16 protein-coding genes are annotated in these 18,075 nt (G+C 34.5%); 15 read left to right on the top strand and 1 reads right to left on the bottom strand.

What is annotated here, in order from left to right; translation table 11 throughout:
- Window positions 1–7 precede the first annotated feature (7 nt).
- The 10 genes from PF028_RS04875 to polA all read left to right on the top strand — a co-directional run bounded on the left by PF028_RS04875 (window position 8) and on the right by polA (window position 11,390).
- Complete coding sequence (locus PF028_RS04875; RefSeq protein WP_270860233.1) at window positions 8–982, top strand: glycosyltransferase family 2 protein; 975 nt, start codon at window positions 8–10, stop codon at window positions 980–982.
- Complete coding sequence (locus PF028_RS04870; RefSeq protein ID WP_270860232.1) at window positions 979–1,104, top strand: hypothetical protein; 126 nt, start codon at window positions 979–981, stop codon at window positions 1,102–1,104. The genes PF028_RS04875 and PF028_RS04870 overlap by 4 nt, the downstream gene beginning before the upstream one ends.
- On the top strand, window positions 1,101–2,534 hold the full coding sequence (wzy, locus tag PF028_RS04865) for an O-antigen polysaccharide polymerase Wzy (RefSeq protein WP_270860231.1): 1,434 nt from the start codon (window positions 1,101–1,103) through the stop codon (window positions 2,532–2,534). Before PF028_RS04870 ends, wzy begins: the two co-directional genes overlap by 4 nt.
- Before the next feature lie 2 nt (window positions 2,535–2,536).
- The gene (locus tag PF028_RS04860; protein ID WP_270860230.1) at window positions 2,537–3,358 is read left to right on the top strand and encodes a glycosyltransferase; all 822 of its coding nucleotides are present in this window, start codon (window positions 2,537–2,539) and stop codon (window positions 3,356–3,358) included.
- A gap of 382 nt (window positions 3,359–3,740) precedes the next feature.
- Complete coding sequence (locus tag PF028_RS04855) at window positions 3,741–4,280, top strand: hypothetical protein (protein ID WP_270860229.1); 540 nt, start codon at window positions 3,741–3,743, stop codon at window positions 4,278–4,280.
- On the top strand, window positions 4,277–5,110 hold the full coding sequence (gene lgt / locus PF028_RS04850) for a prolipoprotein diacylglyceryl transferase (protein ID WP_270860228.1): 834 nt from the start codon (window positions 4,277–4,279) through the stop codon (window positions 5,108–5,110). Before PF028_RS04855 ends, lgt begins: the two co-directional genes overlap by 4 nt.
- 62 nt (window positions 5,111–5,172) lie before the next feature.
- A complete protein-coding gene (locus PF028_RS04845) occupies window positions 5,173–5,892 on the top strand; it encodes a fumarate reductase cytochrome b subunit (protein ID WP_270860227.1) in 720 nt (239 codons plus the stop codon).
- A gap of 15 nt (window positions 5,893–5,907) precedes the next feature.
- The gene (locus PF028_RS04840) at window positions 5,908–7,899 is read left to right on the top strand and encodes a fumarate reductase flavoprotein subunit (RefSeq protein ID WP_270860226.1); all 1,992 of its coding nucleotides are present in this window, start codon (window positions 5,908–5,910) and stop codon (window positions 7,897–7,899) included.
- Window positions 7,892–8,623: a fumarate reductase iron-sulfur subunit gene (locus PF028_RS04835; protein WP_270860225.1), complete on the top strand. Its 732-nt coding sequence runs from the start codon at window positions 7,892–7,894 to the stop codon at window positions 8,621–8,623. The genes PF028_RS04840 and PF028_RS04835 overlap by 8 nt, the downstream gene beginning before the upstream one ends.
- 127 nt (window positions 8,624–8,750) lie before the next feature.
- Window positions 8,751–11,390: a DNA polymerase I gene (gene polA, locus PF028_RS04830; RefSeq protein ID WP_270860224.1), complete on the top strand. Its 2,640-nt coding sequence runs from the start codon at window positions 8,751–8,753 to the stop codon at window positions 11,388–11,390.
- Between the two features lie 238 nt (window positions 11,391–11,628).
- Here the strand turns inward: polA and PF028_RS04825 are convergent, their stop codons facing one another.
- On the bottom strand, window positions 11,629–12,540 hold the full coding sequence (locus PF028_RS04825) for a methylenetetrahydrofolate reductase (RefSeq protein WP_270860223.1): 912 nt from the start codon (window positions 12,538–12,540) through the stop codon (window positions 11,629–11,631).
- Between the two features lie 99 nt (window positions 12,541–12,639).
- On the opposite strand from PF028_RS04825, the gene PF028_RS04820 reads away from it, so the two are divergent.
- The 5 genes from PF028_RS04820 to PF028_RS04800 all read left to right on the top strand — a co-directional run bounded on the left by PF028_RS04820 (window position 12,640) and on the right by PF028_RS04800 (window position 17,930).
- On the top strand, window positions 12,640–14,925 hold the full coding sequence (locus tag PF028_RS04820) for an ATP-binding protein (RefSeq protein WP_270860222.1): 2,286 nt from the start codon (window positions 12,640–12,642) through the stop codon (window positions 14,923–14,925).
- A gap of 44 nt (window positions 14,926–14,969) precedes the next feature.
- Window positions 14,970–15,623, top strand: a complete 654-nt coding sequence (gene plsY, locus PF028_RS04815) for a glycerol-3-phosphate 1-O-acyltransferase PlsY (RefSeq protein WP_270860221.1) — start codon at window positions 14,970–14,972, stop codon at window positions 15,621–15,623.
- Complete coding sequence (locus PF028_RS04810; RefSeq protein WP_270860220.1) at window positions 15,620–15,934, top strand: dihydroneopterin aldolase; 315 nt, start codon at window positions 15,620–15,622, stop codon at window positions 15,932–15,934. The genes plsY and PF028_RS04810 overlap by 4 nt, the downstream gene beginning before the upstream one ends.
- 77 nt (window positions 15,935–16,011) lie before the next feature.
- Complete coding sequence (gene hsrA / locus PF028_RS04805) at window positions 16,012–16,683, top strand: homeostatic response regulator transcription factor HsrA (RefSeq protein WP_270860219.1); 672 nt, start codon at window positions 16,012–16,014, stop codon at window positions 16,681–16,683.
- A gap of 38 nt (window positions 16,684–16,721) precedes the next feature.
- Complete coding sequence (locus PF028_RS04800; protein ID WP_270860218.1) at window positions 16,722–17,930, top strand: sensor histidine kinase; 1,209 nt, start codon at window positions 16,722–16,724, stop codon at window positions 17,928–17,930.
- The last annotated feature ends 145 nt before the right edge of the window (window positions 17,931–18,075 follow it).

Here is an 18,075-nt window from a genome sequence, read left to right as displayed (position 1 = left end):
ACAAACAATGAAACCATACGCAGTTAGTATAATAGTTCCTATTTACAATGTAGAAAAATATATCGCCAAATGTGCTACAACGCTATTTGAGCAAGATTTTGACAGTATTGAGTATGTTTTTGTAAATGACTGTACGCCCGATAATAGTATGCAAGTTTTGCAAAGCGTTATAGAAAAATATCCAAATAGAAAAAATGATATAAAAATCATAAACAAACCACAAAACGAAGGTTTGGGTCAGGCTAGGAAAACAGGCTTTGAAAGTGCGACTGGCGAATATATTTTGCATATCGATAGCGACGATTGGGTTGAGCTTGATATGGCAAGCTCTTTATATAAAAAAGCGAAAGAAGATGATGCAGATATTGTATGTTGTGATTATTTTATAAATTATGAAAATAAAGAAATTCATCATAAAGAAAATTATGAAAAAGCGCAAATAAATTGGCTAAAAGCGGTTTTAATCGATATTATTCACTCTTATGTATGGAATAAAATGTGTAGGCGTTCATTATATCAAAATACTACATTTCCAAAATTTTCATATCTAGAAGATTGTTTTATTTCAACACAATTGTTTTATTTTGCCAAAAAAATATCATTTATACATAAACCATTGTGTCATTATCGCAAATTTAATGCTTCATCTTTAACATGTAATAATTACTCAGAAAAATTATCTAATGATCTAAAACAATTATCTATTTCTATGAATAATTTTTTTATTAATCATAATGTAGATAACGAATACAAAGAATATTTTTATGAACGAATACTAGTTCCAATAATTTTAGCAATCAAGGGAAATTTAAATAAAAAAGTAAATTTTATTTGCCCAGAGGCGAATCATATAAAATATATATTTAAAAATGATTCATTATCTTTTATAACAAAATTAATCCTTGCAACAGCTTTTTTTAAAATGGATTTTATTCCAGTATTTTTCAAAAATATATACAAAAAATTAAAAGGATTTAAATGAATTTCTCTGTTTTAATCAAAGATTATAATTTTTATTTAACTCAAATGTATGGCAATTATATGAAATTTCCGTCGATTGAAAAACAAAAACTAAAACACAAAGAGATTAGGTTCATAAAATGAGCAATAAAAAATATATAGTTTTGTTTTTACTTATCGATTTTATTTTTATGTTTTTTATAATGTCGCAGTATTTACTTGACATAGGATATAGTAAAACTTATTTTAAAATTTTAGAATTTCAAAATATATTTTTATCATTATATGCTATTGCAACGATTTACAAAATAAATAAAAATTGGTTTAGTTTAGAAATTTTATTTATAGGTTGTTTTAATATTTTTTTAAATATGAGAAATATTTTAAATTTCTTTTTTCCTGATATATATGAAGCTTATGAGGAAAGTTATCGACTTGCAAATTTTATTTTTTCAGATAATACTTTTTTAGAGTTAAATTTTATACTTTTATTTACAATGCTATCTATTCATATCGGAATGATGCTGGGATTTGCAAAATATAATAAATTTATAAACACAAGTATCCCAAAAGCAAATTATATTTTTAATCTCAAACTCGGATATATAATGTTTTTTATAGGTTTATTTGCATACTTAGTTAAAACGGTTATAAATATAAAAATAATTCTATCTATGGGATATGAAGCAATATATACAACCAATGCAGTTCCTTCGATAATTTCAATGTTGGATAATTTTTTCCTTTTAGGTTTTATTTTTATTATGATTAATAAAATCGAAAAACGCAAAGGCAAAATCTTTTTTTTAATCTTTGTATTGATATCGCTAATAAGTCTCGCAAGTGGAGCTAGGGCTACATTTTTTCTATATTTATTAAGTGCGTTGTGGCTTTATACAACTGTATATTCGTATAAGATAAAATTTAAAACACTTTTAGTTCTTGTTTTTTCTTTATTTTTATTAGCCTCTATGGTTCAGTTTATTCGACACGCAGATACAGACAACATAACTTTTGCAGAAGTGTTTAAAATCTTTTATTCACAAGGAATAACCATTTTAGTAGTAGGATTTGTTGTAGAATTTAAAGATTATTTTACAACGAGTATAAATCAACACACTGGTTTTTTATTAAGTCCATTTTTTGGTCTTTTAGATGTTATGTCGGGTAATATAATGAAACAGGACATGAGATTAGAAGTAGCTCATCCACATTTAGCCGATGTTTTATCATATTTTTTATTTCCAGAAAAATTTTTAGAAGGACATGGGCTTGGCGGTTCGTTTGTTGCAGAAATATGGCTTTTTGGTGGTGGCAGTATGATAAGTGTTGTATTTTTTTCACTGATACTTGGGTTTTTTATATCTTTTGTGCAAAATAAACTTATATATACCAAATATGGACTATTTGTTGCAGCAAATATAGTAATGTATATCTTGTTTGCAAATAGAAATAACTATTTAACGATTTTTACTTTTTTTGTCATGATGTTTTGTTTTGTTTTGTTATTGAGAATTTTATTTTCTATCTTAAATTCATTAGAAATAATAAGTAAAAAATCACAAAGGAAATAAAAATGACCTTTTCTGTCCTGATGTCCGTTTATATCAAAGAAAAAGCTGAATTTTTAGATCGTGCTCTAAAAAGCATTTATGATGAGCAAGAAATTAAGCCTAGCCAGATAGTTTTAGTCGAAGATGGTGAGCTTACAGATGAGCTTTACGAGATGATTGAAATTTGGAAAAACAAGCTTGGTGAAATTTTAGAAGTTGTGAAACTTGAAAAAAATATGGGACTTGGTGATGCTCTAAAAATCGGACTTGAAAAGTGTAAATTTGAAATGGTAGCTAGAATGGATAGCGATGATGTTGCTATGCCAAATCGATTTAAAAAACAGCTTGAAGCTTTCGAAAATAATCCAAATTTGGATATTTGCGGCTCAACCATAGGCGAATTTGAAAATGATGAAAATAAAATTTATAGTTTTAGAAAACTTCCACAAAATCACGACGACATCATCAAATTTGCCAAAACCAGAAGCCCGTTAAATCACCCAAGCGTAATGTTTAAAAAAAGGGGCGTTTTAAAAGCTGGAAGTTACCAAAAAGCATTGATGACAGAAGATTATTTTTTATGGGTTAGAATGCTTTTGGGTGGAGCGAAATTTTACAATATCCCTGAAATGTTAGTAAAAATGCGAGCAGGCAAATCACAACTAAGCCGTCGTGGTGGCCTAAAATACGCTATTAGCGAATTCAAAGTTCAAAGAGAATTCTACAAGCTTGGGTTTTTAAATTTTTATGAATTTGCACGAAATGCTAGTGTAAAATTCATCGTTCGTTTGCTTCCAAAAGCGATTTTATCAAAAATTTACTCACTTTTACGAAGCAAAAATTAGTTTCATTTTACGATATTTGCAACACTTTCAAAAACGCCAACTGCGAAAGAGTGATAAAAACTTTGCAAAATTTAGGGATTGATTTGCAAATTTTTAAGTGTAAAATTTAGCTTTTATGAAACAAAAGTCGAATTATGTAATTCTAATTTAATTACAAAATTACATTAATGGAAAATCACATAAGTTTAAATAAAACTTAAAAAAATAAATTCTGTTTTTTCAATTAAGTGAAAATTTATGCACTATTGTCAAAATGAAATATTTTGAAATCGGGCTTTTGCATTAAATTTTTCTATAAAAAAATTTTATCTTTAAAAATAAAATCAATTTTTAAAGTATAATTTGATAAAATTCCCAAATTAGGACTATTAAAAGGAATTTTATGAAACTTGGTGAGCTTTACTCCGTGATTTGCATTATTTTTGCTACAAATTTTAAAGGAACGATAAACGAAGAAATTTTGCGAAAACTCGGTAAAAACTGGATTATCGTAAATCAAAATGAAGAAAATGTTGCAGGTCAAAAGCTTTGGAAAAATGCTTTAAATGAAGATATTTCGGTTATCCAAAGCGATTTTGAAAATTTAAAAAACGCTTTTGAAATTGATTTTTTTAAGCTTATTAGCGATACGGATTTAAAACTATTTTTTGAAAAAATTCGCTACCAAAAGCCTTTTGGCGAACTCAAAGCTTCGCATAGCGCAAATATGCTTGGTTGCTTGTCTGCGATTTTTAAGCAAGATACAAACGAAAAATCTCATATAATGTTAGGGCTTTATTTGACCGATTATTTTATGCCGTCATTTAGGGCTTTGGCGAAGTATTTGCAAGAAAACGCAAAAAGCGATTATTACAAATCTATGGGCTATTTTTTGGCGGATTTTTGTCTTGTTGTAAAAAATAGTTTGGGGCTTAAAATTTGAGTTATTGGAACGAAATTTACTCGCATTTTGACCCCGTTGCGTTTAGAGTTTTTGGGCTTAGTGTGCATTGGTATGGCATTATGTATGTTTTAGCCTTGCTAATCGCACTTTGGATAGCAAAATGGTTTGTAAAAAATGATAAATTTCCATTTAGCAATGCAACCTTGGAAAGCTATTTTATTTGGGTTGAAATAGGCGTTATTTTAGGGGCTAGACTAGGTTACATTTTGATATATTCGGGAGAGCAAATTTATTATTTAACGCACCCGTGGCAAATTTTTAATCCATTTGCAAACGGCGAATTTGTCGGAATTCGTGGTATGAGTTACCACGGCGCGGTTGTAGGATTTGTTATTGCCACTATTTTGTTTTGCAAAAAATATAAAACAAATTTGTGGCTACTTTTGGATTTGTGTGCTTTAAGTATCCCGCTTGGCTACATTTTTGGGCGTGTGGGGAATTTTTTAAACCAAGAGTTGGTGGGTCGTGCAACTGATGTTAGCTGGGGAATTTTAGTTGGTGGCGTTTTAAGGCACCCTAGCCAACTTTATGAAGCATTTTTAGAAGGGTTTGTTATATTTTTGATTTTGTTTTTTTATCGCAAATTTAAAAAATTTGACGGCGAGTTGATAGCGTTATATGCTATTTTATACACTTGTATGCGTTTTGTGAGCGAATTTTTTAGAGAACCTGATACGCATATAGGATTTTTGGTTTTTGGTTTTAGTTTGGGACAAATTTTATCGATTTTTATGTTTGTTGCCGGGGTTAGTTTGATGTTATACCTAAAAGCAAGTGCCAAATTTGAAACAAACAAGACGCCTGTTTAAGGCTTAATTGGCTATAATGATAGTTTTAAGTTAGCAAATTTTAATAGAAAGGAGCTTTTTTTATGGATAAAATTGAAGGTTTTCTTGGAAAAAGCGTAGAAGGCAAAAAAAGTCGCGTTCCTGCTCGTTTGGATTTAATCCAAAGTGGCACAGGGCTGTTTTTAGGGCTTTTTATGTGGCTTCACATGCTTTTTGTATCTACAATTCTTATTAGTAAGGAAGCATTTGACGGCGTTGTGGCTATGTTTGAGCTTAGATTTATTTCTGATTCTCATTTCATGAGCTATTGCACATTTGTTGTGGCGGTTGGCGTGTTTATTATTTTCTTTATTCATGCTGCACTTGGCATGAGAAAGATGCCTATAAATTTCAGACAATGGCAAGTTTATAGAGCTCACACAATTAGAATGAAACACGAAGATACTACGCTGTGGTGGGTTCAGGCTTGTACTGGATTTATTATGTTTTTTCTTGCTTCTGCTCATCTTATTATCATAGCAACTAGCCCTGTGCTAAGTGCTGATGTCAGTGGAAACAGAATGTTTACGCACCTAATGTGGCTATTTTACTTAGTTTTACTTTTTAGTGTAGAACTTCACGGTGGTATTGGTCTATATAGACTTTGCGTTAAATGGGGTTGGTTCGAAGGCAAAAACTACAAAGAGACAAGAGAAAAACTAAAAAAAGCAAAATGGGTTTTGAGCGGATTTTTTATAGTTTTAGGACTTTTAAGTATGGTTGCTTTCCTAAAAATAGGCTACCATAACTTCACCGCTATGTAGGATTGGGAGTTAAATATGAATGTAAAATATTATGATGCATTAGTAATCGGTGGTGGTTTAGCAGGTCTAAGAGCAGCCGTCGCCGCAGGAGAAAAGGGTCTAAGCACCGTAGTTTTGAGCCTTTGTCCTGTAAAAAGAAGCCACTCAGCAGCCGCACAAGGTGGTATGCAAGCAAGTTTAGGAAATTCTAAAATGAGTGAAGGCGACAACGAAGATGTGCATTTTGCCGACACCGTAAAAGGAAGCGACTGGGGTTGCGATCAAGAAGTAGCTAGAATGTTTGCACAAACTGCACCAAAAGCTATTAGAGAACTAGCTAGCTGGGGCGTTCCTTGGACTAGAATTACAAAAGGTAAAAGAAGCGCTGTTATAAACGCTCAAAAAACAACTATTGAAGAAAAAGATGAAGTCCATGGGCTTATCCATAGTCGTGATTTTGGCGGAACAAAAAAATGGAGAACCTGCTTTACAGCCGATGCAACAGGTCATACGATGCTTTTTGGCGTAGCAAACGAAGCTTTAAAACACAATGTTGAAATTCACGACAGAAAAGAAGCGATTGCTTTGATACATGAAAATAATCGCTGTTATGGTGCTGTTGTGCGTGATTTGGTAACCGGCGAATTAACTGCCTATGTCGCAAAAGGCACACTTATCGCCACAGGCGGATATGGTAGAATTTACAAACACACCACAAACGCCGTCATCTGCGAAGGAATCGGTGCTGCGATTGCTCTTGAAACAGGCATTGCAAAACTAGGCAATATGGAAGCAGTTCAATTTCACCCAACTCCGATTGTGCCAAGCGGAATTTTGCTAACTGAGGGTTGTAGAGGGGATGGCGGAATTTTACGCGATGTTGATGGATACCGCTTTATGCCTGATTATGAGCCTGAGAAAAAAGAGTTGGCAAGTCGTGATGTCGTAAGCCGAAGAATGATGGAACACATTAGAAACGGAAAAGGGGTAAAAAGCCCTTACGGTGAGCATGTTTGGCTAGATATTAGTATTTTAGGACGCGAGCATATCGAAAAGAATTTACGCGATGTTCAAGAAATTTGCCAAATTTTCAACGGCATTGATCCGGCTGATGAAGGTCCAAAAGGTTGGGCGCCGGTTCTTCCTATGCAACACTACTCAATGGGTGGAATTCGCACAAAACCAACAGGCGAAAGCCCAACTCTGAGTGGTTTATTTAGCTGTGGCGAAGCTGCATGTTGGGATATGCACGGATTTAATAGACTTGGCGGAAACTCGGTTGCTGAAACAGTTGTAGCAGGTATGATTGTAGGTGATTATTTTGCAGATTACTGCAAAGATCATCAAATCGATGTTAAAACCGATACTTTGGAAAAATTTGTTAATAAAACTGCAAATTATCTAAAAGAACTTACAGAGAAAAACGGCAAATATAATGTTTTTGAAATTAAAAATAAAATGAAAGACATTATGTGGGAACATGTTGCGATTTTTAGAACAGGCGAAGGTCTAAAAAAAGCCGTTGATGAGCTTGAAGAGTTATATAAAGAATCTACAAACATCAATCTCAAAAATAAAGATCTCTCCGGCGGTAACCCTGAACTAGAAGAAGCTTATAGGGTTCCTATGATGCTAAAACTAGCTCTTTGCGTTGCATGGGGTGCATATTTAAGAACCGAGAGCCGTGGGGCACATTATAGAGAAGATTTCCCTAAACGAGACGATCTTAACTGGTGCAAACGAACGCTAACTAGCTGGAAAGACGGCGATACAAGACCTGTTGTAGAGTATGAAGAGCTTGACATTATGAAAATGGAAATGCCACCTGCTTTCCGTGGTTATGGCGCTAAGGGAAATATTATCGAAAATCCTTTGTCTGCAAAACGCCAAGAAGAAGTCGATAAAATTCGTTCAGAAATGGAAGCGGCAGGAAAAGGTAGATATGAAATTCAAGAAGCCTTAATGCACTATGAATTACAACCAAAATATAAAGCTAAAAATGAAAGGGTAGGTGTAGGCTATGAGTAGGAAGATTAAAATAAAAGCATTTAAATACAATCCGTTAAGCAAAATTAGTAAGCCACATTTTGCCGAATACGAGCTTGAAGAAACAGACGGAATGACACTATTTATTGCTCTGAGTGTGATTAGAGAAAAATTCGATCCGGATTTGCGATTTGATTTTGTATGTCGTGCTGGAATTTGCGGAAGTTGTGGTATGGTAGTAAATGGTGTGCCAAAACTTGCTTGTAGAACGCTTACAAAGGACTATCCTGACGGTGTTATCGAGCTTATGCCACTTCCTGCGTTTAAGCTTTTAAAAGATTTAAGCGTTGATACGGGAAATTGGATGAATGCGATGAGTAAGCGAGTTGAGAGTTGGATTCATACTTCAAAAGAAACCGATATTTCTAAAATGGAAGAAAAAGCAGATCCAGAAGCTATCCAAGAGACTTTTGAGCTTGATCGCTGTATAGAGTGCGGAATTTGCGTAGCAAGTTGCGGAACTGCACTGATGAGACCTGATTTTATCGGTGCTGTTGGTTTAAACAGAGTTGCTAGATTTAAAGTTGATCCGCTTGATGAGCGAACCGATGAAGACTTTTATGAGCTTGTCGGCGATGATCAAGGCGTGTTTGGTTGTATGAGTTTGCTAGGTTGCGAAGATAATTGCCCTAAACATCTACCTTTGCAAAGCAAAATCGCATATATGCGTCGAAAACTTGCAACTATTGATTGTTGTAAAAAATAATAAATTTAGGCGAATTCTTTCGCCTAAATTTAACTTTGTTGAACTCTCTAAATTTTTAAAAAACCAAATTTAAAGTAAATTTTGGATAGAATTTAGCATTAAATTTATAAAAATTCAAGGAAATTCTATGCCAAACGAAAATAAAAAAACTATCACTATTATCGATACTTTCGGCTTTTTTTTCAGGTTGTATTATGCGATGAGTGGCTTAAAAAGCAAGGATGGCAAACCTAGTGGTATGGTTAGTGGATTTGCAAATTTTATCGCAAATTTAAAAAATGAATTTGCAAGCGATTATATAATTTTTGCACTCGATAGCAAGGGAAAAACTTTTAGAAGCGAGATTGATCCAAATTATAAAACAAATCGCCAAACCCCACCCGAAGCACTTTTAGAGCAACTTCCTGTTTGCATAGAGATGATAGAAAAAATGGGGCTTTACTCATTTTCAAAAGAGGGCTACGAAGCCGATGATGTCATCGCAAGTGCCGTAAAAAAGCACAAAAACGACTTTTTAATCAACATCGTAACGCACGATAAAGATTTGTATCAGCTAATAGATGAAAATGTTCGCATTTACAGCCCTGCAAAAAAGGCACTTTACGACCGCGATGGCTGTTTTGAGAAATACGGCGTTTTCCCTGAGCAAATTCGCGATTTCCTAGCTATTTGTGGCGATAGTGCCGATAATATCCCCGGCGTCAAAGGTATCGGCGATAAGGGCGCAAAAAAATTGCTTGATGAATTTGGAAGTTTGGAAAAAATTTATGAAAATATCGATAAACTCCCACAAAATAGGCAAAAAGAGTATCTCATTGCTGACAAAGATAACGCATTTTTGAGTAAAAAATTAGCTACGCTTTATGATGAGCTTGAAATTCCGCCTTTGGAAATGGCGAAATTCCCGACTTCAAATCCGCTTTTAAATATTAAGGAAATTTTGAAAGATTACTCGCTAAATCGACTTTTAGACACGCTTGATTTACAAAATGAAAAAAAAGATTTAGCTTTTCAAGCCGTTTTGGTTACGGACGAAGATGAACTTTTGCGTTTGGTTGAGGGCATTGACGAGCAGACTATCGTTAGTTTTGATACCGAAACAACCGGCGTTGATAGCAAAAACGCTAAAATCGTGGGCTTTTCGTTTTGTTTTAACGAGCAAATGGCGTATTATGTGCCGTTATCGCACAACTATCTTGGTGTGCCAAAGCAAATTTCGCTAAATGTCGCAAAAAGCGCAGTAGAGCGAATTTATGGCGGTTTTGTCGTGGGACAAAATTTAAAATACGATTTTCGCATAATCCAAAATAATCTTGGCTTAACGCCACCAAAAAACTACGCCGATACGATGATAATGGCGTGGCTAATTAACCCTAGCGAAAGTGTTGGCATGGACGCTCTTGCGCTTCGTTATTTCAACTATAAAACGATTAAATTTGAAGATGTGGTTAAAAAGGGCGAAAATTTCGCAAGTGTCGATGTGAAAAATGCCACAAACTATGCTAGTGAGGACGCTTGGATAACTTTGAAATTTTATTTTAAATTCCAAAATTTGCTTGATGAGAATTTGCTAAATTTGGCAAAAAACCTTGAATTTCCGTTTGTTAAAGTGCTTTTTGAAATGGAAAACGAAGGCATTATGGCGAATAAATTTAGGCTAAAAGCGATGATTGAGAGCAATGCCGAAAAACTGCGAAGCTTGACTGCCGAAATTTACGAGCTGTGTGGTGAAAATTTTAATATAAACTCCACAAAACAGCTTGGAGAAGTGCTTTTTGAAAAGTTAAAGCTTCCTAGCAAGAAAAAAACCAAAACAGGTTATAGCACCGATGAGAGCGTTCTTTCGGAGTTACTTGACCTGCACCAGGTTATTGCCAAATTGCTTGATTATCGCGAAATTTACAAACTTCAAAGCACATATTGCGAGCCTTTGCTAAATTTGGCTATGCAAGATGAAAATAACCGAATTTATTCAAATTTTTTGCAAACCGGCACCAGCACGGGTCGCCTTGCTAGTAAAAATCCAAATTTGCAAAATATCCCTGCTCGTGGCGCGATGGCAAAAGATATGCGAAACTGCTTTGTCGCAAAAAGCGGATATAGCCTGATTTCGCTGGATTATTCGCAGATTGAGCTAAGGCTTCTAGCGCATTTTAGCAAGGATCCTGCCTTGATAAAGGCGTTTGAAAACGATGAAGATATTCACGCAAGGACAGCCATTAGCATTTTTGGAGAAAGCGATAACGGAAAAAGGGCGATTGCAAAAAGCATAAATTTTGGACTGATTTACGGCATGGGAGCAAATAAGCTCTCAGCTGAACTAAAAATCCCACGAAACGACGCAAAAAACTATATCGAAAGATACTTTGCGGCATTTTCGACCATTAAAAATTTTTTAGAAAATATCAAAAATAACGCCAAAAACGACGGCTTTACAACTACGCTTTTTGGCAGAAAACGCTACTTTGATTTTGCCGGTGCTACGCCAATGCTACTAGCTACTTACGAGCGAGAAGCGGTAAATACGAAGTTTCAAGGTTCGGCAGCAGATATTATCAAAAAAGCAATGTTGGAAATTTCGCCGTTTTTGGGCGAAAGTGCGAGTATGATTTTGCAAATTCACGATGAGCTGATTTTTGAAGTCAAAGACGAATTTGTAAATACTTTTAGCCAAAAAGTGCAAACGATAATGGAAAATGTGGTTAAGCTAAATGTTCCGCTTAAAACAAGCCTAAGCGTAGCCAAAAGCTGGGGCGAGTTGAAGTAAATTTAGGAAATTGAACTTAGCCTAGCTTTTAATTCCCCGAACTTGACGGATTAAATTAAAAAATTTTGTGGTTTTTGCAGTTACGCACGACAAAGTGCGCGCCTTTAAAACCACAAAATTTTTTAAATTACTACGCTTATTTCGTCTTGAATATTTTTATAAAATTAAACAAATTTACAAATTTACTCCGCCATACACTATGTGAGAAAATATCGTTGTCGTGGCAGTTTGGCAAATTTTAAATCCCGTTTTCCTTTTTTTCGATGATTTTTTTAATATTTTTTAAAAGTTGTAGTGAAGCTTCGATTTCGACTTTTCTAGTGCTAACACTTTCGACATTTGCGCCCACACTTACGCCTTTTGCAAGGGCGTATTTATATAAAAAATCAAACATTTCAGCGCACAACGCAACCGAGCTTTGCAAAATATCAACGCTGTTTTTAAGTCGATTTTCCAAAAATGACGGCACCGAAATGCCAAGCCATTTCATAAATTCAAGCGTTTTTAGACTTCCGCACGGTGTAAAAGTAAAGATTATCGGCACTTTTTTTGCATTAAGTTTTGCATAATCATCTATAAAATTTTTAGCATTTTCAGCGTTATAAACTGCCTGAGATATGAAAAATTCGCACCCTGCGATACTTTTTTGAGCTACTTTTAAATGCTCGTTTTGTTTTTTCTCATGGCGTTCGGGTATGCAAATTCCACCTAAAATCAAATTCGGAGCAAACTCATTTTTGATTTTATACGCTTCATTTAGCGGTGTAGAAATTTCTTGATTTTTTGAACTAGCACCTACAAAAACGCTTAAATTCGCACCGGAATTTGATAAAATTTGTTTTAATTCATCTTTGCTGTATTTTCCCACAGCCCTGTAAATAACGCTATCAACGCTAGTTTTTAAATAATCTTCATAATAAATTTGTGGATCAAGCGTTTTTATAAATTCAAATGTCCGTTTCTCGCCGGTTCTAGCACTTTCATCTTGTAAATCATAAATCACAACCCCGTCAATGCCTAAATTCTCAATGCGGTTTTTATGAATTTGCGAAATTCGCTCTATTTCGTTAGTGCTTAAATTCGCTTTTGGCGGAACGATTCCGTAAAGTAAAATTCCGCTTTTATTCGCTTTTATTTTCTCTTTTAACATAAAAATTCCCAAAAAATTTTTGGCAATTCTATCAAATTTAAAATTAAATTACGAAATGTTATAATTACAAGTTTGAATTTGCGAATTTAAGGAAAAACCATGAAAACTCTACAAGAAAATCTAAAAGTATTTTATCTAGGCACTGAGGGCGATGAGCCATATTTGTATAAAAACAAAGATCTAACAACCCACGCACTTATCATAGGAATGACAGGAAGCGGTAAAACAGGTCTTGGCGTAACGCTTTTAGAAGAAGCTTGTATCGACAATATCCCTTCAATCATCATCGACCCAAAGGGCGATTTGACAAATTTGGCTCTAAGTTTTCCAAATATGCAACCAAGCGATTTTGAGCCCTTCATTGACCCAGATGAAGCAGCAAACAAAGGTCAAAGCGTGAGCGAATTTGCTGGTGCGACTGCAAATTCGTGGCGTGAAGGAATTGAAAATTCTTACCAAGATTTGGATCGTGTAAAACTTTTTAAAGAAAGTGCCGAAGTGCGAATTTACACGCCAAAAAGTAGCGCAGGGCTTGGTGTGAGTTTGCTTAGCGATTTTGAAGCACCACGGGATTTAGATGATGAAGCCCTAAATAATTATATTTTATCAATCACAAGTGCCGTTATGTCGCTTGTAGGGCTAAAAACTGATGATATGAACTCGCCTGAGAGTTTGCTAATCCAAACAATTTTTTTGACAAATTTTAAAAACTCAAAAGGCGTAAGTATCGCTGAGCTCATAACGCAAATCGCAAATCCGCCGTTTGAAAAAATCGGCGTTTTTGATGTAAATTCGTTTTTCCCAAGCGATAAACGCATGAATTTAGCTATGAAAATAAACGCACTAATCGCAAGTGCGTCATTTTCGCAGTGGCTACAAGGCGAAAAATTGCAAATCGGCAAAATGCTTTTTGACAAGGACGGCAAGGCAAAATGCAATGTCTTTACGATTTCGCATTTAAATGATAGCGAGAGAATGTTTTTTGTAACACTTTTGCTAAATGAGATAATAAACTGGATGCGAACGACCACGGGGACTAGCTCACTAAGGGCGATTTTGTATATGGACGAGATTTACGGCTTTTTCCCGCCGACAGGCAATCCGCCGTCAAAAAACCCGATGCTCACACTTCTTAAACAGGCTCGTGCTTTTGGTTTGGGCTGCGTTTTATCTACGCAAAACCCTGTGGATTTGGACTATAAAGGTCTTTCAAACATCGGCACATGGTTTATCGGACGCCTTCAAACAGCGCAAGATAAAGAGCGAGTGATTTCAGGACTAACTGGCGTTGATGCAAATTTAGACAAGGCTGAAATAAATGAGCTTATATCAAATTTAGGCAAACGAAAATTTTTGGTTAAAAATATCAACGAAGACAAGCTAAGTGTGATAGGAACGAGATTTGCGCTTAGTTATCTAAAAGGACCGCTTAGTAATGATCAAATTTCGCTTTTGATGAAAGATAAAAAGTCAAATTTGGAGCAAAATTCGCCAAAAACTCACGCAAGTTCAAACTCTGTAAAACCTGTGATAAACTCAGAAATTCCTGAATTTTATGATTTAAGTGGCGGTGATGAAGTAAGCCCATATCTTTATGCTACTGCAAGCGTAAAATTTGCAGATAAAAACGGCGAATTTACCAAAGAAATCGGGCTTTTGTTTGATTTGTATAATGCAAAAGAGATTAATTGGGACGACGCAAGTAGTGAGATTTTGCGAAATTTAAGCGACAAGCCAAAAGACGGACTTAAATTTAGCGAGTTGCCAAGCTTTATAGCAGGGGCTAAAAATTTCAAAAACTATGAGCGAGATTTGAAAGAATTTATTTATAGAAATGAAAAGATGACTGGGTATTGTGCATTTGGCATAACTTCAAATTTCGGCGAAAGTAAGGAAGAATTTTTCGTGCGTTTGAGTGATAAAACAAATGAGATTTTAGAAGAGCAAAGTGAGAAAATTTTAGAACGCTTTAACACGCAAAAAGGCAGACTTGAAACGCAAATTCGCAGAGCAGAAGAAAGAGTAGCCAAAGAAAAAAGCGATGTTACGAGCAAGGGCATCGATACGCTTATGAGTATCGGTTCGGCTGTGCTTGGCGGACTTTTTGGCTCTCGCAGTAGCGCAGCCACAAAAATCGGTAAAACAGTAACCGCTGCAAAAAGTGCAGGTAGGGTTCTAACTGAGCGAAATCAGGTCAAAAATGCAGAAGAAAATTTGCAAATTTTGCTAAATGAACTTGATGAAATGACGCAAAAATGCGAAGATGAAATCGCAAATTTAAAAGAACAATATGATGTCAAAAGTGTGAAAATCGACGAAAAAGAGATCGCGCCTAAAAAAACAGATATTTTTAACGAAAAAATCGTTTTGGTATGGAAAGGTTAAGCGAATTTGGGATATAATCTCGCTTTTAAATTTAAAGGGAAAAAATGGAAATTACGCTATTTACGATATTAAAAAACATTTTTTTAAGCCATAATGTTTGGTGCTATTTGACGGCTTATCTTATAGGGGCGATTCCAAGCGGACTTTTGATAGGCAAATACCTTGCAGGTGTAAATATCAAAGAAAGCGGAAGCGGTAGTATCGGCGCTACAAATGTTTTAAGGGTCTTAAAAGAACAAAATCCAAAAAAGGCGAAAAAACTTGCGATTTTAACGATAGTTTGCGATGTTTTAAAAGGCGTCGTGCCGATTTTGATAGCTAAATTTTTAGGATTTGATCCAAATGTGCTTTGGGCGATGGCTGTTTTTGCCGTTTTGGGGCATTGTTTTTCGCCGTATTTGGGCTTTGAGGGCGGAAAAGGCGTGGCAACTGCGGCAGGAGTTTTGGCGATTTTTATACCGCTTGAATTGCTAATTGCCGTTATCGCATGGTTTATAAGCGGAAAGACGATTAAAATTTCAAGCGTGGCTTCATTTATCGCTATAATCGCACTTGTGATTGCGATGTATATAATTCACCCACAAATGCCACATATCAACACTCACGCGCCTGTTTTTATAATAATCTTTATCATTATTTATAAGCATATTCCAAATATCGTGCGTTTAATCAAAGGCGAAGAGAAGAGAGTTATATGAGAATTTTGATTGAAAATTTGGAGTTTGAGTGTATTATCGGAATTTTGGATTTTGAGCGAAATTTGCCACAACTTGTGCGAATTTGCGCTAAATTTGAAGCCGATGAATTTATTGATTATGCTAAAATCTGCGCCGAACTTGAAAAAATTTTCAAAGAGCAAAAATTTGAGTTGATTGAAGATGCTTTAAATTTTTGCAAAGTCAAATTTAAAGAAAAATTTCCAACTCTAAAATATTTTTATATGAAAATTTTAAAGCCTAAAATACTCCCAAATGCCGTCGTTGGCGTTGAGTTAGAAACGATTTATTAAATTTTTTTTAAATTTCCTTGAATTTAAGCTTAAATTATGCTACAATTCACGCAAAATTTTACTTTAAGGAAAAATAAATGCGAATTTTGATAGTTGAAGACGAAGTTACGCTAAATAAAACAATCGCCGAAGGACTTGGCGAATTTGGTTATCAAACCGATAATTCAGAGAGCTTTAAAGACGCTGAGTATTATATCGGCATAAGAAATTATGATTTGGTTTTGACTGATTGGATGTTGCCTGATGGAAGTGGGTTGGAGCTTATAAATTTAATCAAACAAAAATCTCCTAGAACTTCGGTTGTGGTTATTTCTGCAAAAGATGACAAAGAAAGCGAAATCAAAGCACTAAAAGCAGGAGCCGATGACTATATCAAAAAACCTTTTGATTTTGACATTTTAGTTGCAAGACTTGAAGCTAGACTTCGCTTTGGCGGAACAAATGTTATCAAAATCGACGATCTTACTATCGACCCAGATGAAGAAAAAATCACTTATAAAAATCAAGAAATCGAGCTAAAAGGTAAGCCTTTTGAAGTGCTAACTCATTTAGCTAGACACTCAGATCAAATCGTTAGCAAAGAACAACTGCTTGATGCTATTTGGGAAGAACCAGAACTTGTAACTCCGAATGTAATCGAGGTTGCAATCAATCAAATTCGCCAAAAAATGGATAAACCGCTGAATATTTCTACAATCGAAACAGTTAGACGACGCGGATATAGATTTTGCTTTCCCAAAAAAGCCTAAGGACTAGATTTGTAATCCAATTAGCATCTGCTTCGGCGATGCTAATTCTTATTTTTTCGGGTATGCTTTACCACTACATTAAAATTACTATTTTTGAAAGTTCGGTTCAAAGCATGGTGCGTGTAGCCGAAACTATCGCAAAAACAGATAATTTGACAACTCAAAATTTATCCGTGTATTATGCAAATTTTATGCGCGATTCTTATATAAAAATAGAAAACGGCGAAAGTCTAAGCAAACCGAAATTTCGCCAAAGTGAAGAAAACGCAAAGACTTTTTTAACGCTTCATTATCCTTATAGAAGCGGCAAATTTATTAGTATCAAAAAAGATACGACCATTTATAATGAGATTGTCAAGCAAATTTTAATCGATATTATAATTGTAAATGCCACGATGATATTTTTGATAATTTTTTATGCAATGTTTTTATCAAGAATGCTTTTAATGCCGATAAAGATGATAAGTCACCGACTTTCAAAGCTAAATGAAAATTTTCTTCGCCCAATCGGCGAGAGAGAAATTCCTGATGAATTTAAGCCGCTTTCAAATAGCATAAATCGTTTGATTGAACGAATTCAAACATTTATGCTGTATCAAAAAGAGCTATTTATCGGAGTTGCGCACGAGCTAAAAACTCCTTTGGCTGTGATGAAAACAAAAAATGAAGTAACACTCATAAAAGAGCGAGAAAGCGACAGATATATCGAAGCTTTGCGTTTAAATAATGCAGAAATCGATAGTATGAATAAAATGATAAGCTCTATCCTACAAATCGGTCGCCAAGAAGGAGCTCAGTTTGAAGAGCCTGAAAATATCGATATAATAAATTATATAAACGAGCTTTGTTTGAATTTTAAAATTCTAGCCAGAACCGATAATAAAGACATTTCGATAAATTTATCGCCAAAAGAGCTTTTTGTATTGATTCAGCCAAATTTATTTTTGCATGTTATCCAAAATTTTGTTCAAAATGCCATTAAATTTGCCGAGCCAAATTCAGTTATAGAGATACGAAGCAAAATAATTGAGCAAAATTTAGTAGTTGAGGTTCTAAACCAAGGCGAAGAGATAGATGAAAAAATAGATTATTTTGCGCCGTTTAAACGCTTTGGAAATAAAAGCGGAGCAGGGCTGGGGCTATTTTTAGCTAAAAATGCCGCAAGTGCAATGGGCGCTAAGATTTCCTTGCAAAATAGAACCGATGATAAAAAAGGCGTTATTTCGACTTTTATACTTCCGATATAAATTTAAAGCTCTTTAAATAAAAATTTCTATGATTTTTTATTCATCATATAAAAAAAAGTATATAAAAATTGAAAAAAATCATTAAAATATCGCAAATTTAAAAGTTTTCAAAGTTTTTATATAGTATAAATGCGATTATTTTTTA

The sequence above is a fragment of the Campylobacter sp. CN_NE2 genome (assembly GCF_027797465.1).
Lineage (GTDB): Bacteria > Campylobacterota > Campylobacteria > Campylobacterales > Campylobacteraceae > Campylobacter_B.
The sequence above is the reverse complement of the archived record's forward strand: the minus strand, read 5'-3'. Positions and strand labels throughout refer to the sequence as shown.